This window comes from Parabacteroides sp. ASF519 (assembly GCF_000364265.2).
Taxonomy (GTDB): Bacteria; Bacteroidota; Bacteroidia; order Bacteroidales; family Tannerellaceae; genus Parabacteroides; species Parabacteroides goldsteinii.
This window is the reverse complement of sequence record NZ_AQFV02000006.1, coordinates 6,062,223-6,087,891: the sequence shown is the minus strand read 5'-3', so window position 1 is coordinate 6,087,891 and position 25,669 is coordinate 6,062,223. Positions and strand designations below refer to the sequence as shown.

The following is a 25,669-nucleotide window of genomic DNA, read 5'->3' as shown; positions in this document are numbered from 1 at the left end:
AGAATAATATGAAGAAGATACTGGTTTTATTATTGCTATTGCCTGTTGTCGTATCTTATGCTCAGGAAGGACAGAAGATTAATGCCGGTTTCAAATATTTATTCGGTTGGCATTACACATTGAGCCAAATAGGTAATCCTGGAGTTATTGCCGCTGATATCGGATATGAATTTGATTTTGTCCCTTTTTTTGGGGTTAATGCTGGTTTTGGTGGAGGTGGTTTTACACAGCGAGTTGGGTTGGGAGGATTAAGAGGGGATAATTTAGTCTATAAAGGTTCTTTTTTTTCTCTTCATATCTCTCCGAAGTTTTATTTGCCAATTAAATACGAAGAAAAAATTGATCGTTCCCATTATATCTTTATTGAAAATAAATTTGCTTACAACCGACTGAATTGGAATTTCGATCGTTTGGCAAATAAGGGGCAATCTATTCATCACGAATTCGAATATGTAATAAAGGCTGGTTATCAGTATCCGGTAGGTCGTTCTTTTTCTATAGCCGCTTGGTTGGGATATAGCACGTTGGATTATTATAAATCAGGAATTGTTGAATTTGATAAGAAACTGAAAACATCGACTCCTATAGAAATAGGGATTGGTTTTAGTTATATTTTTAAATATGGGAAGAAAAATATTTAGTAATCCTGAGTTTTTTAAGGTTATGTATAGATACCTTTTTCCTTCCTTCGTTTTCTGTATATACTTGTATATAACTCAGCCCGGCTACAGTATAAGTGATTCGTTTGATATATATCAAACGCAAAGAAGACATATATGTTTTATTCATTTGATAATAGTGTATTATTCATTCAATATATATTGAACGAATAAAAGAAAGGGAAGTCGTGTCCTGAAATAAGTAGACAAAAACCTAAAGTAACCGTATGGTCGAATCGAAAGATGCGGGTAGTACCGGTAAGTGAGGAATATTTTTTCAGTCTTCTTTGTGCGTACATTATATTACAGTGCCTGCCGTTAAAAAATAAATGAAAAATAGTTGGTAAAAAGTTTGGAGTATATATAGTAATCTACTACTTTTGCACCCGCATTCGAGAGAGAACGGCGCACCAACATGATGAAAGAGGTAACCTGAGGAAAGGGGATGAGGTTAGAGATTCTAAGCAAAATTCCAACCGCCACAGCGACTCAAAAAAACTTTTCAAATTTTCTTCTGAAAAATTTGGTAGTTTAAAAAAAGTCCTTACCTTTGCAGCTGCAATCGAAAAGAAAGCGAAAGTTCTTTGAAAGATTTACATATCAACAAGTAGTACAAGTATTAAAAATTAATACCGTCAATAACTTGAAAATAAATACGAATTCTGAGCATAGATATAAAACAATTTAAACAACGAAGAGTTTGATCCTGGCTCAGGATGAACGCTAGCGACAGGCTTAACACATGCAAGTCGAGGGGCAGCACGGTGTAGCAATACATTGGTGGCGACCGGCGCACGGGTGAGTAACGCGTATGCAACCTACCTATCAGAGGGGAATAACCCGGCGAAAGTCGGACTAATACCGCATAAAACAGGGGTTCCACATGGAAATATTTGTTAAAGAATTATCGCTGATAGATGGGCATGCGTTCCATTAGATAGTTGGTGAGGTAACGGCTCACCAAGTCCACGATGGATAGGGGTTCTGAGAGGAAGGTCCCCCACACTGGTACTGAGACACGGACCAGACTCCTACGGGAGGCAGCAGTGAGGAATATTGGTCAATGGGCGAGAGCCTGAACCAGCCAAGTCGCGTGAAGGATGAAGGATCTATGGTTTGTAAACTTCTTTTATATGGGAATAAAGTGAGGAACGTGTTCCTTTTTGTATGTACCATATGAATAAGCATCGGCTAACTCCGTGCCAGCAGCCGCGGTAATACGGAGGATGCGAGCGTTATCCGGATTTATTGGGTTTAAAGGGTGCGTAGGTGGTTAATTAAGTCAGCGGTGAAAGTTTGTGGCTCAACCATAAAATTGCCGTTGAAACTGGTTGACTTGAGTATATTTGAGGTAGGCGGAATGCGTGGTGTAGCGGTGAAATGCATAGATATCACGCAGAACTCCGATTGCGAAGGCAGCTTACTAAACTATAACTGACACTGAAGCACGAAAGCGTGGGGATCAAACAGGATTAGATACCCTGGTAGTCCACGCAGTAAACGATGATTACTAGCTGTTTGCGATACACAGTAAGCGGCACAGCGAAAGCGTTAAGTAATCCACCTGGGGAGTACGCCGGCAACGGTGAAACTCAAAGGAATTGACGGGGCCCGCACAAGCGGAGGAACATGTGGTTTAATTCGATGATACGCGAGGAACCTTACCCGGGTTTGAACGCATATTGACAGCTCTGGAAACAGAGTCTCTAGTAATAGCAATTTGCGAGGTGCTGCATGGTTGTCGTCAGCTCGTGCCGTGAGGTGTCGGCTTAAGTGCCATAACGAGCGCAACCCTTATCACTAGTTACTAACAGGTCATGCTGAGGACTCTAGTGAGACTGCCAGCGTAAGCTGTGAGGAAGGTGGGGATGACGTCAAATCAGCACGGCCCTTACATCCGGGGCGACACACGTGTTACAATGGTGGGGACAAAGGGCAGCTACCGTGTGAGCGGATGCTAATCTCCAAACCCCATCTCAGTTCGGATCGAAGTCTGCAACCCGACTTCGTGAAGCTGGATTCGCTAGTAATCGCGCATCAGCCATGGCGCGGTGAATACGTTCCCGGGCCTTGTACACACCGCCCGTCAAGCCATGGGAGTTGGGGGTACCTAAAGTCCGTAACCGCAAGGATCGGCCTAGGGTAAAACCGATGACTGGGGCTAAGTCGTAACAAGGTAGCCGTACCGGAAGGTGCGGCTGGAACACCTCCTTTCTGGAGCGCAGAGTTCGTTATCAAGTTGACTCAGAGGTATTAGTTAACTTGTACTACGGTTGAATATGTATAAAATATAGATCTACCGGCAATAAAGTGTCGGCAAGAGAGAAAAATGATGCTGAGGGAAACCAAGGCAAAGTTGACAGTCCTATAGCTCAGTTGGTTAGAGCGCTACACTGATAATGTAGAGGTCGGCAGTTCAACTCTGCCTGGGACTACAGAATCTCTGAGAGAGAATTTTGGGGGATTAGCTCAGCTGGCTAGAGCATCTGCCTTGCACGCAGAGGGTCAACGGTTCGAATCCGTTATTCTCCACAAAAAGTTACCGAGACATCAGAAACGTAAAGTAACGACAAGATCTTTGACATGATGGACAACGTAAAATAAAGTAACAAGAGCAAGCTGAAGATATATCAATCCGATTTACCCCTGTGGTAACCGGAAATAAGAAAGTAAGCAAGGGCAGACGGTGGATGCCTTGGCTCTCGGAGGCGACGAAGGACGTGATAAGCTGCGATAAGCTGGGGGGAGATGCAAATAATCTTTGATCCTCAGATTTCCGAATGGGGCAACCCGGCAGGTTGAAGGCCTGTCATCCCGTAAGGGAGGCGAACGTGGGGAACTGAAACATCTAAGTACCCATAGGAGGAGAAAATAAGAATGATTCCGCAAGTAGTGGCGAGCGAACGCGGAAGAGCCCAAACCGGTATTGTTTAGGCAATACCGGGGTTGTAGGACCACGCTGTGGCAAGAACTTAGGAAAGTGGAACACTTTGGAAAAAGTGATCGTAGAGGGTGAAAATCCCGTACACGACTTTCTAACGAAGCCTAGTGGTATCCTGAGTAGCGCGGAGCACGAGAAATTCTGTGTGAATTAGCGGGGCCCATCCCGTAAGGCTAAATACTCCCGAGAGACCGATAGCGAACCAGTACCGTGAGGGAAAGGTGAAAAGAACCTCGAACAGAGGAGTGAAATAGACCCTGAACCCGTCTGCCTACAAGCGGTCGGAGCAACGTAAGTTGTGACGGCGTGCCTTTTGCATAATGAACCTACGAGTTACTTTCTCCGGCAAGGTTAAGTATTTCAGATACGGAGCCGAAGCGAAAGCGAGTCTGAACAGGGCGACATAGTCGGAGGGAGTAGACGCGAAACCAAGTGATCTACCCATGGTCAGGTTGAAGGTTAGGTAACACTAACTGGAGGACCGAACCGGTAAGCGTTGAAAAGCTTTCGGATGAACTGTGGGTAGGGGTGAAAGGCTAATCAAACTTGGAGATAGCTCGTACTCCCCGAAATGCATTTAGGTGCAGCCTTTATTTAGTATAGCATGAGGTAGAGCGACTGATTGGATGCGAGGGCTTCACCGCCTATCAAGTCCAGATAAACTCCGAATGCGTGCTATATATTGATAAGGAGTGAGGGCGCGGGTGCTAAGGTCCGCGTCCGAGAGGAGAAGAATCCAGACCATCAGCTAAGGTCCCCAAATAACAGTTAAGTTGAACTAACGAAGTCAGACTGCAGAGACAGCTAGGATGTTGGCTTGGAAGCAGCCATTCATTTAAAGAGTGCGTAACAGCTCACTAGTCGAGGAGTTTGGCGTGGATAATACTCGGGCATAAACTGTTTACCGAAGCTATGGATCCAGAGTAATGGATGGTAGGGGAGCATTCCAGTGGCGTTGAAGGTGAGGGATAACCCTTGCTGGAGTAGCTGGAAAAGCAAATGTAGGTATAAGTAACGATAAAGGAAGTGAGAAACTTCCTCGCCGAAAGACTAAGGTTTCCTGATCAACGTTAATCGGATCAGGGTAAGTCGGGACCTAAGGATAAGCCGAACGGCGATTCCGATGGAAGAATGGTTTAATATTCCCATACTACTTTATAGAGCGATGTGGAGACGGAGAAGTGACAGTCCTGCCAACTGACGGAATAGTTGGTTAAAGGGTGTAGACGTTGATCGCGGTAGGCAAATCCGCCGTGAGAGTCGAACCTGAGAGTATGCCGAGTACTTGTACAAGGCAATATGGATGTAAACAGGCTCCCTAGAAAATCCGCTAAGCATATCTATAGAGTACCCGTACCGTAAACGGACACACGTAGTTGGGTTGAGAATACTGAGGCGCTCGAGTGATTCACGGTTAAGGAACTAGGCAAATTGACCCTGTAACTTCGGGATAAAGGGTCCCTGTCAGCGATGGCGGGGCGCAGAGAATAGGTCCAGGCAACTGTTTAACAAAAACACATGGCTGTGCGAAATAGAAATATGAAGTATACAGCCTGACACCTGCCCGGTGCTGGAAGGTTAAGAGGAGAGCTCATCGCAAGAGAAGGTTTGAATTGAAGCCCCAGTAAACGGCGGCCGTAACTATAACGGTCCTAAGGTAGCGAAATTCCTTGTCGGGTAAGTTCCGACCTGCACGAATGGTGTAATGATCTGGACACTGTCTCAACCGTGAGCTCGGTGAAATTGTAGTATCGGTGAAGATGCCGATTACCCGCGATGGGACGAAAAGACCCCGTGAACCTTTACTATAGCTTTACATTGAATTTGGGCAACTAATGTGTAGGATAGGCCGGAGACTGCGAAGCAGGCACGCCAGTGTCGGTGGAGTCGCCGTTGAAATACGGCCCTTTGGTTGTTTGAGTTCTAACTCGTGGAAACGAGGACACTGTATGGTGGGTAGTTTGACTGGGGTGGTCGCCTCCAAAAGAGTAACGGAGGCTTCTAAAGGTACCCTCAGACCGATTGGTAACCGGTCGTAGAGTGTAATGGCATAAGGGTGCTTGACTGGGAGAGATACAACTCGATCAGGTAGGAAACTAGAGCATAGTGATCCGGTGGTTCCGCATGGAAGGGCCATCGCTCAAAGGATAAAAGGTACTCCGGGGATAACAGGCTGATCGCTCCCAAGAGCTCATATCGACGGAGCGGTTTGGCACCTCGATGTCGGCTCGTCACATCCTGGGGCTGGAGAAGGTCCCAAGGGTTGGGCTGTTCGCCCATTAAAGTGGCACGCGAGCTGGGTTCAGAACGTCGTGAGACAGTTCGGTCTCTATCTATCGTGGGCGTAGGAGATTTGAGTGGCTCTGACACTAGTACGAGAGGACCGTGTTGGACAGACCTCTGGTTTACCGGTTGTACCGCCAGGTGCACCGCCGGGTATCTAAGTCTGGATTGGATAAGTGCTGAAAGCATCTAAGTACGAAGCCAGCCTCAAGATAAGATCTCCCTGAGGGTCGTTGTAGACTACGACGTTGATAGGCTACAGGTGTAAGGGCAGTAATGTCGAAGCCGAGTAGTACTAATAGCCCGAGACTTTCTATTTCCGGAAGGAAGGATTGATATATCAGCAGGGTTAGTAGAGATACTAACAAAGCGAAGGTTACTGAAAGAGTAGCGTTGTCCAGGTCAAACATCTTAAAAGGTATTAAGGTGGTTATAGCGTTGGGGATCCACCTCTTCCCATTCCGAACAGAGAAGTTAAGCCCAACCACGTCGATGGTACTGCGTAAAAGTGGGAGAGTAGATAGCCGCCGTTTTAGATAAAAGGAGTTCATTCGATAGAGTGGACTCCTTTTTGTTTTATGTAAATGACGGTTCAAATAGAAATAATAAATGTCAAATAAGATAATAAAGCTCAGTCGAAACTCAGCTTTATTATTTCTCCGTAGGATGGCACGTTTTTAAAGGCTTCCTCTATTCCATATTCTCCCGCATAAACACGCGCACAAGTTAAAACACCTCCATGGGCAAATATACAGACATCTTGCATTCCGCTTTTTCTGATCTCATCAAGAAATGAACTGACGCGGTCGTATTGGTCTTTTAACGATTCTCCGTTTGGTGTTCTGATATTGATCCAGTCTGCAAACCAGGCTTCGGAACGTGGGTCGGAGGATAAGTCTTCCCAGGATATCATTTCCCATTCCCCAAAATTCAATTCTTTTACGCGATCTTCCCGAATGGCATCCGGATAACCGCAATAGGAGGCTAACCTTACACAGCGGGTTAACGGACTACACCAGACTTTGTCAAAAGTAAGTCCGGATAATGATTCTTTTACTTTTTCGGCTTCTTCCTCAAAAGATGGGCGCAGTAGTACGTCGGTTTGTCCGTAAGCATAACCTGCGGGAACGTCGACAGACGTATGTCTGATTAAATAGATATTCATATGTAAATAACTAAAGTGTTGTTGTATATATAACAGCTATACCCAGATAAAAGCTTAATTCGCATAATAGAAATGTAGCTCCGCAGCAGTCACCGGTATATCCTTGTATTTTCTTTTTCATAAAAGTAGTCAATAGGTACCAGGTAGCAACGGGTAGGAGACCTGCCAGAAAATATACGGGTTCAGGCAACCAGCACAGAGGCAGTAACAGACAAATCAGACTGAACAGATATTCTCCGGTTGTCATCCGGCTATAAACTGTTTTACTTTTTGCTTCTTCCTCTTTTCGGGCATATGGGAGGCGATTGATGATCATACCTGCAATACCTTTGCTATAAGGATCACCTGCAAGGATGGCACAACCTGCCAGTTCGACCGGGAGATTGCTGAGCAACAAATAATACAGGCCAAAATAGCAGATCAAACCAATGACTCCATAACTTCCTATATGCGAGTCTTTCATAATAGCCAATATCCGTTCCCGGTTTGTGCCTCCTCCGAATCCGTCAAAAAAATCAGCCAGGCCGTCTTCGTGGAGACAGCCTGTGATTAATAAACGGGTGATCATAGCCAGGGCTAAAGCAACTCCGGAAGGCAGAACAAGTGAGCCTGCATATAGTACAATCACCATCAGCCCGGCAGTAAACCAGCCGACTAAAGCCCACCGGCTCACTATATTTTTAAAATATTCGGCAGGTACTTCAGCCAGTTTCCAAAAAGGCAGACGTGTAAAGAATATGAATGCAGTCAGTATACGCAACATATATTTAAATGTTAGGAATGGATACCATCCGGTTAAAAATATTTTGTCACAGCCGCCTGTTGGAAAGTATGCATCTCGTTGATCATGCGTACGGCCGAGTCTACGATCGGATAAGCACACACGGAACCGGAACCTTCTCCCAAACGCAGTCCCAGGTTTAGAATCGGGTTTACCTGCAATACATCCAGTACTTTCCGGTGTCCGGCTTCGTCTCCGCAATGACCGAATATGCAATAAGGTAACATTTCAGGATATAACCGGGAAGCTGCCAGAACACAGTTGGTCATGATAAACCCGTCGACAAGTATGATCATTTTGAGTTCTGCTGCCCGGAGCATTCCACCGACAGCCATGACCATTTCGTATCCTCCGAAATAACGGATCACATCTAATGGGCTATTATCTCCTTTATAGTTTTCAAGCGATGCTTTCAACACATTATATTTATGTTGTACGCCTATACTGTCTAATCCGCTTCCTGCACCGACACATTCTATCAATGGAATACCTGTCAGGCAGGTCATCCACATGCTGGAAGCTGCCGTGTTACCTATTCCCATTTCGCCAAAGCTGATGACGTTGCATCCTTCCTTATGGCAATCACTCACAATTTCAGCTCCGTATTGTAGTGCCAATTCCATTTCTTCCTGTGTCATTGCTGCTTCATGGAGGAAATTACGGGTCCCTTTCCTGATTTTCCGGTCGATTAGTTGTGGAATGGAAGGAAAGTCGAAATCTACGCCACCATCAACAATCTTCAGTTCGATGCCATGCTGGCGGGCAAGAAAACAAACACCGGCTCCGCCGTTCAGGAAATTGTGAATTACCTGGCGGGTGACTTCTTTGGGTGATTTACTTACTCCTTCATTTGCAATACCGTGGTCGGAGGCATAAATGACATTGACCGGATGATGTAGGGAAGGGGTAAGTGTCTGCTGGATCAAACCGATCTGAAGAGCTAATTCTTCTAATCTACCTAATGAACCTTTAGGTTTTGTCAGATTGTTTATTTTTTCCTGTAATGTTTCTGCGATAGCAGCATCTGGTTTTTCAATATTAAAAGTAATCATTGTATTGTTATTTTGTTATCCTTTTATTTTCATGGGTATTCCGCTTACCATCAGTACGACTTCGTCGGCTCGGGAGGCTATATGTTGGTTCAGCCACCCTTGCAGGTCCGTGAATTTGCGTTGAACCGGATCTGGCGAGACTCCGCCTAGCCCAATTTCATTGGTCACGAATATAAAATAAGCCTCCTGTTGGGTCAGCCGGTTGAATTCTTCTTTCAGTTCTGTCAATGATTTTTCGACATTACTGTCATTGTCGAAAAAAAAGTTTGTGCCCCATAACGTGACACAATCTATAACGACTACCCGGCCATTCAGATTATGATGGCTCAGGTATTTTTCTTCTTCTATATTTGTCCATTCCGGACCACGGTCTGCCTGGTGACGGAGAACCCGTTGACGGAATTCTTCATCCCATACACGCGAAGTCGCCAGGTAAACCGGGTTAGTGCTCAATGATAAGGCTAACTTTTGTGCATATCCGCTTTTGCCGGAACGTTGACCTCCTGTAATAAGTACGATATGTTTGTGCGGCATCGTATTATTCTCCTTTAGGCTTGTTGCGGGTAGCAACTCGTTTTCCTTTGTTTATCGGATTGTTTTTACTCGTTTTTCGTAAACTGGCAGATTTGGGAGAAGCGGCAAGGCGTTGCGCAACGGCTGCTTTTCCCAAAGATTTACCGAACTTCGGACGCATGGCATCTTTGAGTGCCTTTTCTTCCGGAGTCAGTTTGTCTTTCGGTTTTTCTCCACTTTTAGCCGCTTTTCTGGCAGCAGCATATTTGTTGTATTTGACATATTTACCAGGTCTCAGCTTACTGCCGGAACCGGAAGGTTTCTTTTTTTCAACAGGCGCACTGTCTTCCACTTTCTTTTCTTTTTTCTCCACTTTGGCAACAGGGTCGCCGAAGATCAGATTTTGAGTTTTACCGGAACCGGTGCGTGCATGCTCCTGAGCCTGGCTGAAATTAACTTTAATATCATCAAGCATGACGATATCAGCTTTGCTAACTTTCTGGCCGACTTCCGGCTGTTTTCCGTTGACGGTAACCCGCCCCATTTCGATGAACTTGTCTGCTTCCCGGCGCGAGCAAAGTCCTGCGTCACTGAGCAATTTGTTTAGTCTTATTTCCATGTCTGTATAATTTTCTTTATTGTAATAATATTGATAGAAGACAAACAAGCAATCCCATGGCTAGTTCTGTATTGCTGTTTATTTTAGTTGCTATTAACATATCTTCTGTTGTAAAAGGCCTGTCGTTGACTCCGATATAAGGCTTTTCCACTGCTTGACCGAAGTAATCGTGTGTACCCCCGAAACGACAATCGAGGATGGCTGCCAATGCTGCTTCCGGATAACCTGAATTGGGACTGAGATGTGCCCTACCGAAACGTGTCAGAAAATCTCTTTTGTGCCAGTTTCCGGAAACCAGTAACATCAGGCAAGCTGTCAGCCGGGCAGGTATGTAGTTGGCAACGTCGTCCAACCGGGCGGCAGCTTCTCCGAATTCTTTGTATCGCTCGTTTTTATAGCCGATCATCGAGTCGAGTGTATTAATCATTTTATAAGCCATCATTCCGGGCAATCCTAAAAAGCCAAACCAGAACATCGGGGCGATCACTCCGTCACTCAGGTTTTCCGCCAAAGTTTCAAGGGCGGCGGCCCTGATTTCCTGTGGGGATAGATCGGAGGTGTCACGTCCGACGATGCGTCCGACTTGTGTCCGTCCTTCTTCCACACTACGGTCTACTGCTTCAAAAACGGCTTTTACTTCCGTAATCAATGTTTTTCCGGCAAGGCAATAGAATACACCTACTCCGACAAGAATTGCGTATAAATAAGTATTTATAAATGCTCCCCAGAAAAGGATTAGCCGGGTTATAAAGTAAATGCCTGCTACAAGGATTAGTGTCAACAGACCTCCGTTATAGAAACGGTTCTCACCCTGATTCAGTTTTTTCTCTCCGAAAGAAATGAGTTTGCCGAACCAGACGATGGGGTGGGACCAGCCTTCCGGATCACCTAACAGGCGGTCTGCCAGCCATCCGCCCAGAAAGGGGATTACCTTGAATGAATATATCGATTGAGTTAACCAGTACATATTATTTGTTTGAGAGACAAAGGTAGAAAATTGTACCGTTTTTTGTTTTGTAAATTCACTAATAAATATCTACCTTTGTCTTATGCTTAGGATAATAACACATATAGAACGATTATTACTGGTACATGACTGTGTGATTGTACCGAAATTTGGAGGTTTTGTACTGCAAACAGTTTCTGCCGTATGCAACGGAGAGGAACATTTGTTCAGTCCGCAACGCAAAGAAATCGTTTTTAATATCACACTGCAACATAACGACGGGTTACTTTCAGAGTCATACATGCAAATGTATGGTGTTAATTACCGGAAGGCACAATTGATGCTGGAGGAAGATGTCGACGATATGAAAGCAGCTTTGCAGGAAGAAAAGAGATTATCCTTTGGTCTGTTAGGTTCTTTCAGTCTGGGACAGGAAGGCCAGATGATTTTCCATCCGGGAGAATCGGATGCATTCAGTGTCTGTTCATATGGATTGGCGGCTTTTAATTTTCCACAGCTTAAACCTGTTTTGGCTGCGCGTGAAGAGGTAGCATTGCTTACCGGAAAGAAGAAAAAAGATACATTATATATACCGGTCAGCCGGAAGTTTCTCCGCGTAGTAGCTGCTTCGGCTGCTGCTGTCGCTTTATTCTTATTGGTTTCAACTCCGGTGGAAGATGTGAACCAGGCTGCTTATACTGCCAGTTTTGTTCCGACGGAAATGGTTGCTAGAAATGCGCCAGAAATGAAAACGGAGGAAATGAGCGCACCGGTTGAGACTGTGGCTCCTGAAACCAAGGCGCCGGAGGTGAAAAACGATGCGATAGCTGTTGCACCAACCCCGAAAGTGAAAAAGCAGGAGGTCGCTCCCAAACCGGCGGTCAGTAAGCCGAATCAGAAAATGTATCATATCGTGATAGCCAGTTTTCCTACGGAAGAACAAGCTGATAAATATATTGCCGGGGTAGATCGTAAAGATTGCAAGCATGTGAGTAAAGTTGTTCGTGATGGTAAGTACCGTATCTATGCCGATAGATTTGATAATCGTGAGCAGGCTGAAAGCTATATGGCTACTTTGCGTACGAATGAGAAATATAAAGATGCCTGGTTGTTTATCAGCCGATAATTAACTCCCTTCTTGTATTGATTTCATTTTATACGAATTCCTTTTATTCATCTTCCTGCTTGGATTGCTTTTTCTTTTTTAACCGGCCTGCCTTTCGTAGTGCCTGATCCAGAATGTACTGTATCTGGCCATTGGTGCTGCGGAATTCATCCGCAGCCCAGGTTTCGATAGCATCCATCATCTCCGCATCGATCCGCAGAACAAAATTTTTGGTTGCATTCTCTTTTTTGGCCATCACTTATATTAATATTAAAAATTTAGAATCATTGGTATAATGTACCTGTGTTGATAATCGGCTGGGCCGGCTCGTCTGCGCATAGTACGACTAATAAGTTGCTTACCATTGCCGCCCTTTTTTCGTCATCGAGTTCGACGATTTCTTCTTCCGATAATTTGTCTAATGCCATTTTTACCATCGAGACGGCTCCTTCAACGATCTTTTCGCGGGCAGAGATAATGGCATCAGCTTGTTGGCGCCGTAGCATGACAGCAGCAATTTCCGGGGCATAAGCCAAATAATTAATACGAGCTTCCACTATCTCCATGCCAGCCATCGCCAAACGTTCATTCAGTTGATGTTCCAGCTGTTCGTTTATTTCTTCACCTCCGCTTCGAAGGGTCAGCTTGTTGGTTTCCTGTTCGTTGTTGTCGTAAGCATATTGCCCGGCTACTTGTCGGAGAGCGGCATCGCTTTGTACACGGACAAAATCTTCGAAAGCATTCATCCGTTCGGCTACTGTTACACCTGCCTGACCATTCTTTTTATTATTAGCCATCGTTTGTGCATCGATTTCAAACATCGCTTTGTAAGTATCTTTCAGTTTCCAAACCAGCACAAGTCCTATCAGGATCGGATTGCCGATTTTGTCGTTTACTTTGATTGGCTCAACATCCAGATTGCGGGCACGCAAAGAAAGTTTCTTTTTGTTCATGAATGGATTTACCCAATAAAACCCTGTTTGCGTGAATGTGCCTTCGTATTTTCCAAAAAATACCATGACCCGGGTCTCGTTCGGCTCCTGGGAAATATATCCGGGAAGCATTAGGATGAATGCTATGAACAACACTATTGTCAGTGGAGCACAGATATAGTTTGTCTCTCCATAAAAATAGAGAACTAATACAATGAATAATGGTATTAGAATGAGATTGATAAATAGACCAATGAATCCATTGATTATTAGTCCTTTAAAATTGTGTTCTTCTGCTTTCATAATAATTTGTATTTGATATTATTTTGATATCACAAATGAAAACAATTTCCTGCACATGACCAAATAAAATATACTCTTTTTATAAGGGGATATTTAAAATATTATTTAGCTTTGTCTACTCAAAATTTACACGATTGGAATTTCAACTAGATACGGACAACAAGGAATTTCAGGATGCCCTGCAACTGATTACCCATACCCGCCAGTCTGTTTTCCTGACAGGGAAAGCGGGGACGGGCAAATCCACTTTTCTCAAATATATTTGTTCGCATACCAAAAAGAAATATGTCGTATTGGCTCCGACTGGTATCGCGGCTATTAATGCTGAAGGGGTGACTTTGCATTCTTTCTTCAAACTGCCGTTCCGTCCGATGTTACCGGATGATCCAGATTTAAGCCTGAAAGACGGGCGGATCTTTGAATTTTTCAAATACCGGAAAGAGCACCGGAAAATAATATCGGAGGTCGAGCTGATCATTATTGATGAAATTTCGATGGTGCGGGCGGATATTATCGACTGTGTAGATCGTATTTTACGTGTTTTTTCAGGAAATATGCGTTTGCCGTTTGGAGGAAAACAGTTATTGTTTGTCGGAGACGTGTTTCAGTTGGAGCCGGTTGTGCCGTCTGACCAGAAAGAGATACTCAGTCTTTTCTATGCCAGTCCGTTCTTTTTTTCAGCCAGGGTTTTCAAGTCGATCAACCTGGTGCCTATTGAGTTGCAGAAAGTTTATCGCCAGACCGATCCCGTATTTATTAATATATTGGACCGAATACGGAGCAATGCGGCAAGAAGACAGGAGCTGGAAATTTTGAATACCCGTTATTTTCCTGAATTTGAGCCGAATAACGAAGATATGTACATTACACTTGCTACCCGGCGCGATCAGGTAGACTTCATCAATGAAAAGAAGTTGTCGGAATTGCCTGGTGAAGAGTTTATTTCCGCAGGGCGTATAGATGGTGATTTTCCCGAATCATCTTTGCCAACACAATTGAATCTGGCAATCAAGGAACAGGCACAGGTGATTTTTATTGATAATGATTATGAACGTCGGTGGGTGAACGGAACTATCGGTATGATTTCGGGTATCGATGAGAACGGGAATGTATATGTCCTGTTGGAAAACGGAATCGAACATCTGGTGGAACCTACTTCGTGGCGTAATTATAAATATAAGTATAACGAAAAGGAAAAACGGATAGAGGAGGAGATTGTCGGTACTTTCGAACAATTGCCGATCCGTCTTGCCTGGGCAATTACCGTGCATAAAAGCCAGGGACTTACGTTTAACCGGGTTGTCGTGGATTTGACCGGAGGTGTCTTTGCCGGCGGTCAGACATACGTGGCACTAAGCCGTTGCACATCCCTCGAAGGACTGGTTCTGAAGAGTAAAGTGACTCCTCACGATATTTTTGTACGTAAAGAAATTGTTCAGTTCAGCCAGATCTTCAATAGTAAGGAACTGATTGAAAAGAGCCTTCGGGAAAGTGAGGCGGAACTTTTATATGCCCGTGCTGCCCATGATTTTAACCGTGGGAATATGAAGGATGCCGTGGAGTCTTTTGCTCTTGCAATAGGGAAACGAAACGAAATGGACAAACCGCTGGTGCAGCGCCTGCTCCGTTCCAAACTTCAGCGTATGAATACGCAACGCCAGGAAATCAAGAAACTAAAAGAAGAACTTTACGCGCAACGTGAAATCCTGAAAGAATATGCCCATGAATATTATTTGATGGGAAATGAATGTGTAACCAAAGCCAATGATCCGAATGCTGCTCTCCGCTCATTCGATAAAGCCTTGAAACTGTATCCTGAGTATGTGGATGCCTGGGTGCGCAAAGGTGTCACGCTGCTGGATATTGGCGAAACATACGATGCCCAAGTGGCATTGAATGAAGCTGTCAAACTGAGCCCCTTTCATTTAAGGCCCGTTATAATCGTGGAAAATGTTATCTACGCATGAAATATTATGAGGAGGCGGTCGCTGATCTCCAAAAAGCCGTTTCCATTAAGCCCAAACACGCATCAGCACACGAGTATCTGGCTGAAGCTTATCGTTTTGTCGGGGAGGAAGAACTTGCTCAGCAGCATCAGGATATAGCCGATAGTTTGCGGGAAAATCGAAATATTTAAGAAAGTCCATAAAAATCAAGCATATTCGTAATGCGTTGGTAACATAGATTATATATCTTTGTGGCGTTGTATAAAAAGTGTTTCGATTGTTTTAATTTTAATATTATCTAGTATGAAGAACTTATCTGTGTTTGTTCTTTTTCTTTTTTGTCTGACATTCACGTTGAATGGCCAGGTTACCACTTCTGGGATCAGTGGAAAAGTGACGGCGGAAGGCGAACTTCTGATCGGCGCAACAGTACAGGCTGTTCATGAGCCTTCCGGTACTACGTATGGAACTGTTACTAATGCGGATGGACGTTACAGTCTGCAGGGGATGCGTACCGGCGGTCCTTATACCGTTGAGGTGTCTTATGTCGGCTTTCAGAAAGCGGTATATAAAAGTATTACACTTCAATTAGGTGAAACTTATTTGTTGGATGTAAAGTTGACAGAATCATTATCGTTGGATGAAGTGGTTGTCACGGCATCGAAGGCAGCCTTGTTTAATTCTCAGAAGACCGGGGCGGCACAAAACTTCAATCAATCGCAAATTCAGGCGACTCCTTCTGTCAGCCGTAGTATTTTTGATGTGACAAAGATGAATCCATTAGGAGTGAATACCGCTAGTGGCATGTCTTTTGCAGGTTCGAGTAACAAATATAATTCATTCCAAATTGATGGTATTACAAACAATGATGTGTTTGGTCTTTCGTCTAGTGGAACGAATGGCGGACAAGCTGGTGCCAACCCGATTTCTCTTGAAGCGATTGAAGAAATTCAAGTAGTAATAGCGCCGTATGATGTCCGTCAGGGAGGTTTTACCGGGGGAGGTATAAATGCAATTACAAAATCCGGTACGAATACATTCCATGGTTCTGCTTATTGGTATTATAATAATGAGAATTTTTATGGGAAGACTCCGGGAAAGGATGCAAAAGAACGTAAGAAGTTAGGTGATCAGAGCAGCGCAACGTATGGTTTTACGTTAGGTGGGCCGATTGTAAAGGATAAATTGTTCTTCTTTGCAAACTATGAACGGGTAAAGGAAACATACCCGTCTTCTAATAATATCGGTTCGACTGAGTCTAATCTGGATGTGAAAGAAGTAGACCAAATCGTTAATAAAATATCCCAGTTGACAGGAGGTTATAATGCAGGTGGTTATGGACCACAGGATATTGATACGTACTCTAATAAAATTCTTACCCGTTTGGATTGGAACATCAATGAACAGAATAAATTTACTGTTCGTTATAGCTTTCTGGACGGGCGAAAAATGGTATTTTCAAATTCTGTCTCTTCTGCAAAACTGAATGATAACGGTTATTTTATGAATAACAAAACGCATTCGCTGGTATCCGAATTGAATACACAGTTTACCCCTTCCTGGTCGAATGAGTTCAGGTTTGGTTGGACTTATGTTAGGGATTATCGTGATCCAATCGGACAACCTCTTCCAAATATAACGATTAATAATTTGATAAATAATGGTGATCCTACCAAGAAATCAAGCTTGGAATTAGGTACAGAACGAAATTCAGCCGCCAATGCTTTGGACCAGGATATTTTTACACTGGAGGACAACCTGATATGGAATAAAGGAAATCATACGATAACATTGGGAACCCATAATGAGTTCTTCCATATGAAAAATCTGTATATCACTAATATTTATGGTTCTTATGTTTATAATTCGTTAGATGATTTTTTGACTGTAGGAACAGCAAATGAGGTATTACCGAATTCATATGAATACTCCTACTCTAATGAAAAAATAACAGGAACAGATCGTTGGGCACCAGTGTTTGGCGCTGCCCAGCTTGGTTTTTATGCTCAGGATGAATGGAAAGTTACGAATCGTTTTAGTATGACTTACGGGTTACGTCTGGATATTCCTTTATTATTTGATAAGCCTAGAGCGAATGAGGTGTTTAATAGCTCGACTGTAGCGACGAGTATGGGGTTGGCAACAGACCAAATGCCTACAACCAAAGTACTGTGGTCTCCCCGTGTTGGTTTCCGTTGGAGCTTAAATGAAGACCGGACAACTTTATTGCGTGGTGGGGCTGGTATATTTACAGGCCGTGTTCCATTTGTTTGGATTTCAAATAGTTTTGGAAATGCAGGAGTTGAGATGGTTCGCACCGCTTATTCTTCCAGTTTGGGCAACTATCCTTCAGATTTTAAGTTTAATATTGATCCGAACAAGCAATATAAAGATCCTAATGCAAAAGTGCCTACATCGGAAGTCGATGTAATGGCTAAAAACTTCCGTTTCCCTTCTGTTTTCCGTGCAAATTTAGCTGTGGAACAAATGCTTCCATTTGGTATCAGAGGAACATTGGAGGGACTTTACTCCAAGACTCTGAATAATATTTTATACGAAAATATTAATTATCAGTGGAAAGGCGAGACTTTGAACAACGGAGGAGATGACCGTCCTGTTTATGAAAAGCAGGACAATCATTTCACTCAGGTCATGCTGTTGAAAAACACAAGCAAAGGTTATACTTTTAATATTACGACAAAACTGGAAAAATCATTTGACTTCGGTTTGAATGCAATGATCGCTTATACATATGGGCAAGCAAAATCATTGAATGACGGAAATTCTTCACAAGCCTATTCCGGTTGGAAATATAATGCAACATATTACGGTGATATGAATCCAGAATTGACATGGTCGATGTTTGATGTCCGTAACCGTGTGATCGGTTCTGTATCTTACCGTAAGGAATATGCAAAACATTTTGCAACAACAGTCAGCTTGTTTTATAATGGGCAGACAGGTGGCAGATATTCCCTTTTGGATTATACGGATCTGAATAAAGATGGATATCGTAATGATTTGATGTATGTGCCTACAGATGCAGAACTGGAGAAGATGGTATTTACTGATATTCATTCTAACAATAATACTGTTACTGCTGCAGAACAAAAGGATGCTTTAATAAAATGGATTGAAGGAAATGGTGAACTTCGCAAATCCCAAGGAACACATATTAAACGTAATCAAATGACTTTGCCATTTGAGCATCATTTTGATTTCCATTTTGCTCAGGACTTTTTTGTTGATATCGCAGGACAAAGAAATACAATCCAGCTTAATTTTGATATTATCAATGTTGGCAATTTATTGAATAAAAAGTGGGGTATGTATTATCAAACTAATTCAGGTTATGATTTGACTCCTCTTACAACTAAGATTGGGACAAATGGAGCAACTTACCAGTTCTATGATCCGGGAGAAATGTATACTAATACAAATATCACTTCCCGCTGGCATGCCCAGGTTGGATTGAAATATATTTTCTAGCCGTGTATTTAACAATTTGAATAAAATAATCGGGAGAGGTTCACTATCTTTGTGGACCTCTTTCTTTTTGAGGTGATTGTATATGAAAAGATATGTAAGTTTATTTATAGGATGTATCGTTCTGGCTGGTATACTTTTTTCCGGCTGTTCGTCATCGAAACGCCATGACCGTTATGTGGTCGTTCTTTCCATGGATGGATTCCGTTCCGATTATCCCGATCGTGCTTATACCCCGACATTGGATTCTTTGGCGAAAGTCGGGATTCGTGCCGCTTTCCGTCCTTCTTTTCCCAGCGTAACATTTCCGAACCATTACAGTATGGCAACCGGTTTGCACCCGGATCATCACGGCCTGGTTAATAATTTCTTTTATGCCTCCGACTTGGATAGTATTTACCGTATGGCGGACCCCACTCCCGGCTTTTATGGAGGGGAACCGATCTGGAATACGGCAGAGAAGCAGGGAGTGCATGCAGCCTCTTTCTTCTGGGTGGGCAGTGAGTATCCGATCCAGGGCCGCCAGCCTTCCATCTGGAAACCTTTTGATAAAAAGGTCCCTTATTCGGACCGCGCCGATTCTGTAGTAGCCTGGTTGCAGCTACCGGAGGATATACGTCCTCATCTGGTTATGTGGTATATCGAAGAGCCGGATGCGATCGGTCATATCTGTACGCCTGACTCTTCGGCAACTTTAGAGAAAGTAGAGGAGCTGGACCGTGTATTGAACCATTTCTTTAACGAGGCCCGCAAGCTGGATATTTTCGATAAAATAGATTTTATAGTTCTGTCCGATCACGGAATGGCTACTTATACGCCTGAGAAATATGTCAATCTGAACGACTATTTGCCACGTGACAGTTTTGATTATATTTTTGACGGTGTCCCGACTTTGCTTTATCCGAAGAATGGTTATACCGAGACCGCATACAATATCCTGAAAAAGGTTCCGAATGTGACGGTTTGGAAGAAAGAGGAAATTCCTGCTGAATATGTTTATGGGAATAATCCCCGTATAGGTGATTTGGTTGTGCTTCCCAATATCGGAACTTACCTGCATTTCCGTGATAAATCCTATCCTTATCCGGGTGCAACTCATGGTTATGATAATTTTTCACCGGAGATGGAAGCTATATTTTATGCGGCAGGTCCTTCATTTAAAGAGAATGTCGAATTGCCTGTCATGGCAAATGTAAATCTTTATCTGATCATATCCCGGTTGTTGAATTTGGAGCCCGCTCCGAATGACGGTGATAGTGTGGTTGTAAATACTTTATTCCGGTAAAAATAAAAAAGCGATCTGTTGAAGGTCGCTTTTTTAATATCAAAGGGTATCTTTCATTTAATAATTGAAATTCATCCCCGGACAAAAAGCTATCTGACTTTTGGCACTAGTGATCTGAATCATGTTTTCGCGGGCTAGCCATCCGATTGCAGACCATAAATCAGCTTCACATAAGGAGGTTGCCTTTTTCAACTCCTCCAAACTCCAACATCCACCATCCAGTAACAGATTCCTGATGGTACCTGCATTTAATCCAATTGTTCCTTTCGTCATGACAAATTCTCTTTTATGTTTATGGTATGTTGAGTTAAAACAGAAATTAAAGCGGAAATGATATATTCCGACGTTTTTTTTAGTGTGTTTTATAAAAAGGAGATTCCGTCAAAAGATTTTTTTTGTAAAACAGGCGGATGGAGATTCACGAACTTAAAATAAATCATTGTTTGTTTATAAGCGTTTTTTGGGAAAAAATGTTTGAAAAAGATTGTCATAAAGTATGGTGGTGTCGAATTAAATCTTACATTTGTAGCCTATTGAGATTGATTTAAACTTGTATTTGAAGTTTTGCTCGCAACTTAGATTTGTAAAGTATATTCATTCAACTATTATTCTATTCATCCCTCAATAAACAATTAACTAAATAAGTTTTTATAAATGAATCTTTACATTTCAAATTTAAGTTATAACGTCACAGACGCTGACTTAAACGAGTTGTTTGCTGACTATGGGGAAATCCTCTCAGCTAGAGTTATCACAGACAGAGAAACAGGCCGTTCAAGAGGCTTTGGTTTTGTAGAATTGAAGGATGACGATTTAGCCAAGAAGGCTATCGAAGAATTAAACCAGGCTACTTATGATGAAAAAGTAATCAACGTAACAGAGGCTCGTCCGAGAGAAGACCGTGGTGGAAACCGTGGCGGTGGTTTCGGCGGTAATCGTGGTGGTTACGGCGGCGGTAATCGTGGCGGTGGCTACGGTGGTGGCAATCGCGGTGGCGGTGGCTACGGTAACGGCGGCGGAAGAAGATATTAATTCGCATTATAGCAAATGGAAAAGCGATCTGGCAACAGGTCGCTTTTTTGTTTCTTATGGACGCAGATTTTATATATTATGATACTACATTCTCATATATTATGATATTAGAGTCGCATAATATGTGAGAATGTAGTATCATAATATATGAGAAATTTGCAAACTGTACGTTGATCTCCATAAAAAAAGCCTGCCAAAATCATTCAGCAGGCTTTTGTAGTGCGTCCGGGGATCGAACCCGAGTTTCCGCCGTGAGAGGGCGGCGTCCTAGGCCACTAGACGAATGCACCGTTTCATATCATAGTTTTCATTGTTTGACGGGACAAAAATAGTTATTATTTCGTTTCGGTGTTCTCCGGAACGGGAAAAAATGTAAAGAATTTTGTATCTTCCTGTCATTATGCTACTATAATTGTCTCTATACACCTAAAAGGCGTTAAAACTGAGCGCAATTTCGTTTATTTTTCATTGTTCTTCCTGTTTATTTATTCTACCTTTGCCACCTGTTATTGAACAATATACTATTGAACAATTACTAATACCAGTATTAAAATAACTAATATTATGGCAGAACTAAAAGAAAAACTTTTCTCAGAATTCGCTCCGGTCACTACTGAAGAGTGGATGGCGAAGATTACGGCTGACCTGAAAGGTGCTCCGTTTGAGAAAAAGCTTGTCTGGAAGACAGGCGAAGGATTTAATGTAAATCCTTTCTATCGTGCAGAAGACATCGAAGGTTTGAAGACTACCGAGTCTCTTCCCGGTGAATTCCCTTATGTTCGCGGAACAAAGAAGGATAACGACTGGAAGGTACGCCAGAACATTGAAGTAACCTGTTTCAAGGAAGCCAACGAAAAGGCTCTTGATTTGCTAACCAAAGGTGTTACTTCTCTCGGTTTCATCATCAAAGGTGATGAAGTGAATGCCGAAAATATTGCAACATTATTAAACGGTATCTGTCCGGAAGCTACTGAACTGAACTTCAACACTTGTAACTGCAAGGCTGAAAAACTGATCGGTATTCTGGAATATATCCTGAAGGGAAAAGACGTAGACCTGAACAAATGTTTCGGTTCTGTTAACTACGACCCGTTCAAGAAACCGTTGGTAAAAGGGAAAGAAAATGAAAACTGGGTAGAAGCTGCATCTGCTGTGCTCAAAGCTGGTCAGGCGCTGCCGGGTTATAAAGTTTTAGCTGTAAACGCTTTCTACTTCAATAATGCAGGTGCTTATATTACTCAGGAACTGGGTTATGCACTGGCTTGGGGTAACGAACTGATGGCTAAACTGACTGAAGCTGGATTCAGCGCAGATGAAGTTGCCAAAAAGATTAAATTTAATCTGGGTATCAGCTCTAACTACTTCATGGAAATTGCAAAATTCCGTGCAGCACGTTGGTTGTGGGCTGAAATTGTTGCTGCTTACAATCCTGAATGCAAATGTGCATGCAAGATGAACGCACATGCTCAGACTTCCGAATGGAATATGACTGTTTACGACGCTCATGTAAACTTGTTGCGTTCTCAGACTGAAGCGATGTCTGCTGCTTTGGCAGGTGTCGATTCTATCACTGTTCGTCCGTTCGATAAGACTTATCAAACTCCGGATGATTTCTCAGAACGTATCGCACGCAACCAGCAATTGTTACTGAAAGAAGAATGTCACCTGGATAAGGTGGTCGATCCTTCTGCCGGTTCTTATTATGTAGAAGTACTGACTAACTCGTTGGCTGACGTTGCCTGGAAACTGTTCCTGGAAGTAGAAGACAAAGGCGGTTTCGGTGCTGAAGTGGCTAACGGTAACATACAGAATGCAGTAAATGCTTCTAACGTAGCTCGTAAGAAAGCTGTTGCTACCCGTCGCGAAATCCTGCTGGGTTCTAACCAGTTCCCGAACTTCACAGAAGTAGCTGCCGGTAAGATTAAAGAAACAGCTTCCTGCTGTTGCGGTGGTGGTCATTCTTGTGGTGAAGCAACGGTTACTCCTCTTGATTTCTCTCGTGGTGCATCTGAATTCGAAGCATTGCGTCTGGCAACTGAAAACAGCGGCAAGACACCGAATGTCTTTATGCTGACTATTGGTAACTTGTCTATGCGTATTGCCCGTTCACAGTTCTCAAGCAACTTCTTTGCTTGCGCCGGATATAAGGTAATTGATAACTTAGGTTTTGAAACTGTTGAAGCTGGTGTTGAGGCAGCGATGAAAGCCGGTGCTCAAATCGTTGTTCTTTGTTCTAGTGATGACGAATATGCAGAATATGCTCCTGCCGCTTATAAGGCGTTGGCCGGACGTGCTGAATTCGTTGTAGCAGGTGCTCCTGAATGCATGGAAGACCTGAAAGCTCAGGGTATCGATCAGTTTATCAATGTGAAGAGCAACGTACTTGAAACATTGAAGGCTTTCAACGCAAAATTAGGAATCGCTTAAGTAGAAACAATTATGAGACCAAATTTTAAGAATATAGATATAAAGAATGCCGGTTTTGCAGCTACCAATGCTGCCGAATGGGCAAAAGCCAATGGCATCGAAGCCAATTGGAAAACACCCGAGCATATCGAGGTGAAACCAGTATATACAAAAGAAGATCTGGAAGGTATGGAGCATCTGCACTATGCATCCGGTCTGCCTCCTTATCTGCGTGGCCCGTATAGCGGTATGTACGCGATGCGTCCCTGGACGATCCGTCAGTATGCCGGTTTCTCTACCGCAGAAGAATCAAATGCATTCTACCGCCGTAACCTGGCTTCCGGTCAGAAAGGTCTGTCTGTTGCATTCGACCTTCCGACTCACCGCGGATACGATGCTGACAACGAACGTGTTGTAGGTGACGTTGGTAAAGCCGGTGTATCCATCTGTTCTTTGGAAAACATGAAAGTATTGTTCGCTGGTATTCCTTTGAACAAGATGTCTGTTTCCATGACCATGAACGGTGGTGTTCTTCCGGTATTGGCATTCTACATCAACGCAGGTCTGGAACAAGGCGCTAAGTTGGAAGAAATGGCCGGTACTATCCAGAACGATATCCTGAAAGAATTCATGGTGCGTAATACATATATCTATCCGCCCGAATTCTCTATGAAGATCATCGCTGATATCTTCGAATATACATCACAGAAGATGCCGAAGTTCAACTCTATCTCTATCTCCGGTTACCACATGCAGGAAGCCGGTGCTACAGCAGATATCGAAATGGCTTATACATTGTGTGACGGTATGGAATATCTTCGTGCCGGTGTGAACGCAGGTATCGATGTGGATGCATTTGCTCCGCGTCTGTCCTTTTTCTGGGCAATCGGTGTGAACCACTTCATGGAAATCGCCAAGATGCGTGCCGCACGTATGTTGTGGGCGAAGATTGTAAAGAGTTTCGGTGCCAAGAACCCGAAATCTTTGGCGCTGCGTACTCACTGCCAGACTTCAGGATGGTCGTTGACCGAACAGGACCCGTTCAACAACGTAGGCCGTACTTGTATCGAAGCGATGGCAGCTGCACTGGGACACACGCAGTCTTTGCACACCAATGCGTTGGACGAAGCTATCGCCTTGCCGACAGACTTCTCTGCACGTATCGCTCGTAATACACAGATTTATATCCAGGAAGAAACAAAGATCTGTAAGGAAATCGACCCGTGGGCCGGTTCTTACTATGTAGAATCTTTGACAAACGAACTGGTACACAAAGGTTGGGCTTTGATCCAGGAAATCGAAAGCATGGGCGGTATGGCAAAAGCGATCGAAACAGGTCTTCCGAAGATGCGTATCGAAGAAGCGGCTGCTCGTACTCAGGCTCGTATCGACTCAGGCGTTCAGACTATCGTTGGTGTTAACAAATACCGCCTGCCGAAAGAAGATCCGATCGATATCCTTGAGATTGACAACACTGCCGTACGTAACGAACAGATTGCCAATTTGAAGGTGTTGCGTGAAAACCGCGACGAAGAAGCTGTTCAGAAAGCATTGGCTGACATCACCGAATGTGTGAAAACTAAGAAAGGCAACTTGCTGGAACTGGCTGTTAAGGCTGCCGGCTTGCGTGCATCACTGGGAGAAATCTCTGATGCCTGCGAAGTTGTTGTAGGACGTTATAAAGCAATCATCAGAACTATATCAGGCGTGTATTCATCAGAAACAAAGAAAGATGCCGACTTCCTGAAGGCTTGCGAGCTGACAGAAAAGTTTGCTAAGAAAGAAGGTCGCCAGCCGCGTATCATGATCGCTAAGATGGGTCAGGACGGACACGACCGTGGTGCTAAGGTTGTAGCTACCGGTTATGCCGACTGTGGTTTCGACGTGGATATGGGACCGTTGTTCCAGACTCCGGCTGAAGCTGCCCGCCAGGCTGTTGAAAACGACGTTCACGTAATGGGTGTTTCTTCTTTGGCTGCCGGACACAAGACATTGGTTCCGCAAGTTATCGATGAACTGAAGAAGTTAGGCCGCGAAGACATTATCGTTATCGCCGGTGGTGTTATTCCTGCACAGGACTACGACTTCCTGTACAAGGCAGGTGTTGCCGCTATCTTCGGTCCGGGTACATCAGTCGCTAAGGCTGCCGTTCAAATCCTGGAAATCCTGTTAGGAGAAGAATAATAGCTGTAAAGTTTTTATTATAAATAGGAGA

General features: G+C 43.6%; 16 protein-coding genes, 3 tRNA genes, 3 rRNA genes and 1 pseudogene. 13 read left to right on the top strand and 10 right to left on the bottom strand.

Translation table 11 applies throughout. The annotated features are described in order from the left end of the window. The first annotated feature begins 8 nt into the window (after nt 1-8). The 6 genes from C825_RS24470 to rrf all read left to right on the top strand — a co-directional run bounded on the left by C825_RS24470 (nt 9) and on the right by rrf (nt 6,416). On the top strand, nt 9-641 hold the full coding sequence (locus tag C825_RS24470; protein ID WP_010800531.1) for a hypothetical protein: 633 nt from the start codon (nt 9-11) through the stop codon (nt 639-641). Nucleotides 642-1,347: 706 nt separating this feature from the next. Further along, a 16S ribosomal RNA gene (locus C825_RS24465) occupies nt 1,348-2,873 on the top strand. A gap of 147 nt (nt 2,874-3,020) precedes the next feature. After that, a tRNA-Ile gene (locus C825_RS24460) sits at nt 3,021-3,094 on the top strand. Nucleotides 3,095-3,117: 23 nt separating this feature from the next. Next, nucleotides 3,118-3,191: transfer RNA gene (locus C825_RS24455), tRNA-Ala, on the top strand. A 131-nt stretch (nt 3,192-3,322) separates the two neighbouring features. Continuing rightward, nucleotides 3,323-6,201 (top strand): 23S ribosomal RNA (locus tag C825_RS24450). 104 nt (nt 6,202-6,305) lie between these two features. Beyond that, nucleotides 6,306-6,416 (top strand): 5S ribosomal RNA (gene rrf / locus C825_RS24445). The 16S, 23S and 5S rRNA genes sit together here with 2 tRNA genes alongside, the layout of an rRNA operon. Nucleotides 6,417-6,514: 98 nt before the next feature. On the opposite strand, the gene cobC is transcribed toward rrf, so the two are convergent. Genes cobC through cbiB form a run of 6 tightly spaced genes read right to left on the bottom strand, consistent with a single transcriptional unit; the run spans nt 6,515 to nt 10,980 of the window. Next, the gene (cobC, locus tag C825_RS24440) at nt 6,515-7,048 is read right to left on the bottom strand and encodes an alpha-ribazole phosphatase (protein WP_007654315.1); all 534 of its coding nucleotides are present in this window, start codon (nt 7,046-7,048) and stop codon (nt 6,515-6,517) included. Between the two features lie 10 nt (nt 7,049-7,058). Further along, nucleotides 7,059-7,811, bottom strand: coding sequence for an adenosylcobinamide-GDP ribazoletransferase (locus C825_RS24435; protein WP_010800529.1), 753 nt, complete (start codon nt 7,809-7,811; stop codon nt 7,059-7,061). A 32-nt stretch (nt 7,812-7,843) separates the two neighbouring features. After that, complete coding sequence (cobT, locus tag C825_RS24430; RefSeq protein ID WP_010800528.1) at nt 7,844-8,881, bottom strand: nicotinate-nucleotide--dimethylbenzimidazole phosphoribosyltransferase; 1,038 nt, start codon at nt 8,879-8,881, stop codon at nt 7,844-7,846. Between the two features lie 15 nt (nt 8,882-8,896). Next, nucleotides 8,897-9,415, bottom strand: coding sequence for a bifunctional adenosylcobinamide kinase/adenosylcobinamide-phosphate guanylyltransferase (locus C825_RS24425; protein ID WP_010800527.1), 519 nt, complete (start codon nt 9,413-9,415; stop codon nt 8,897-8,899). A 4-nt stretch (nt 9,416-9,419) separates the two neighbouring features. Beyond that, entirely contained in the window at nt 9,420-10,013 is a 594-nt protein-coding gene (locus C825_RS24420; RefSeq protein ID WP_007654307.1) for a S4 domain-containing protein, read from the bottom strand. Nucleotides 10,014-10,029: 16 nt separating this feature from the next. Next, a complete protein-coding gene (gene cbiB, locus C825_RS24415; protein ID WP_007654305.1) occupies nt 10,030-10,980 on the bottom strand; it encodes an adenosylcobinamide-phosphate synthase CbiB in 951 nt (316 codons plus the stop codon). A gap of 82 nt (nt 10,981-11,062) precedes the next feature. Between cbiB and C825_RS24410 the strand changes: the two genes are divergently transcribed. Further along, nucleotides 11,063-12,085 carry an HU domain-containing protein gene (locus C825_RS24410; protein ID WP_007654303.1) on the top strand — a complete coding sequence of 341 codons (1,023 nt, stop codon included), beginning with the start codon at nt 11,063-11,065 and terminating at the stop codon, nt 12,083-12,085. A gap of 43 nt (nt 12,086-12,128) precedes the next feature. On the opposite strand, the gene C825_RS24405 is transcribed toward C825_RS24410, so the two are convergent. Both C825_RS24405 and C825_RS24400 read right to left on the bottom strand, forming a co-directional pair. Then, entirely contained in the window at nt 12,129-12,320 is a 192-nt protein-coding gene (locus C825_RS24405) for a type II toxin-antitoxin system antitoxin (RefSeq protein ID WP_007654302.1), read from the bottom strand. Nucleotides 12,321-12,348: 28 nt separating this feature from the next. After that, nucleotides 12,349-13,299, bottom strand: a complete 951-nt coding sequence (locus C825_RS24400; RefSeq protein ID WP_007654301.1) for an SPFH domain-containing protein — start codon at nt 13,297-13,299, stop codon at nt 12,349-12,351. A gap of 134 nt (nt 13,300-13,433) precedes the next feature. Between C825_RS24400 and C825_RS24395 the strand changes: the two are divergent. The 3 genes and pseudogenes from C825_RS24395 to C825_RS24385 all read left to right on the top strand — a co-directional run bounded on the left by C825_RS24395 (nt 13,434) and on the right by C825_RS24385 (nt 20,016). After that, nucleotides 13,434-15,436: pseudogene (locus C825_RS24395) on the top strand (tetratricopeptide repeat protein). Between the two features lie 112 nt (nt 15,437-15,548). Then, nucleotides 15,549-18,734: a TonB-dependent receptor gene (locus C825_RS24390; RefSeq protein ID WP_010800525.1), complete on the top strand. Its 3,186-nt coding sequence runs from the start codon at nt 15,549-15,551 to the stop codon at nt 18,732-18,734. 82 nt (nt 18,735-18,816) lie between these two features. After that, entirely contained in the window at nt 18,817-20,016 is a 1,200-nt protein-coding gene (locus C825_RS24385; RefSeq protein WP_007654297.1) for an alkaline phosphatase family protein, read from the top strand. Between the two features lie 57 nt (nt 20,017-20,073). On the opposite strand, the gene C825_RS24380 is transcribed toward C825_RS24385, so the two are convergent. Then, nucleotides 20,074-20,289, bottom strand: coding sequence for a winged helix-turn-helix domain-containing protein (locus C825_RS24380; protein WP_007654296.1), 216 nt, complete (start codon nt 20,287-20,289; stop codon nt 20,074-20,076). Nucleotides 20,290-20,670: 381 nt separating this feature from the next. On the opposite strand from C825_RS24380, the gene rbp reads away from it, so the two are divergent. Further along, nucleotides 20,671-21,048, top strand: a complete 378-nt coding sequence (gene rbp, locus C825_RS24375; RefSeq protein ID WP_010800524.1) for an RNA-binding regulator — start codon at nt 20,671-20,673, stop codon at nt 21,046-21,048. Between the two features lie 217 nt (nt 21,049-21,265). Here the strand turns inward: rbp and C825_RS24370 are convergent. Further along, nucleotides 21,266-21,338, bottom strand: a tRNA-Glu gene (locus tag C825_RS24370). Nucleotides 21,339-21,612: 274 nt separating this feature from the next. On the opposite strand from C825_RS24370, the gene mutA reads away from it, so the two are divergent. Then, complete coding sequence (gene mutA, locus C825_RS24365; RefSeq protein ID WP_010800523.1) at nt 21,613-23,475, top strand: methylmalonyl-CoA mutase small subunit; 1,863 nt, start codon at nt 21,613-21,615, stop codon at nt 23,473-23,475. A 12-nt stretch (nt 23,476-23,487) separates the two neighbouring features. Beyond that, nucleotides 23,488-25,638: a methylmalonyl-CoA mutase gene (gene scpA, locus C825_RS24360; protein ID WP_010800522.1), complete on the top strand. Its 2,151-nt coding sequence runs from the start codon at nt 23,488-23,490 to the stop codon at nt 25,636-25,638. Nucleotides 25,639-25,669 lie beyond the last annotated feature (31 nt).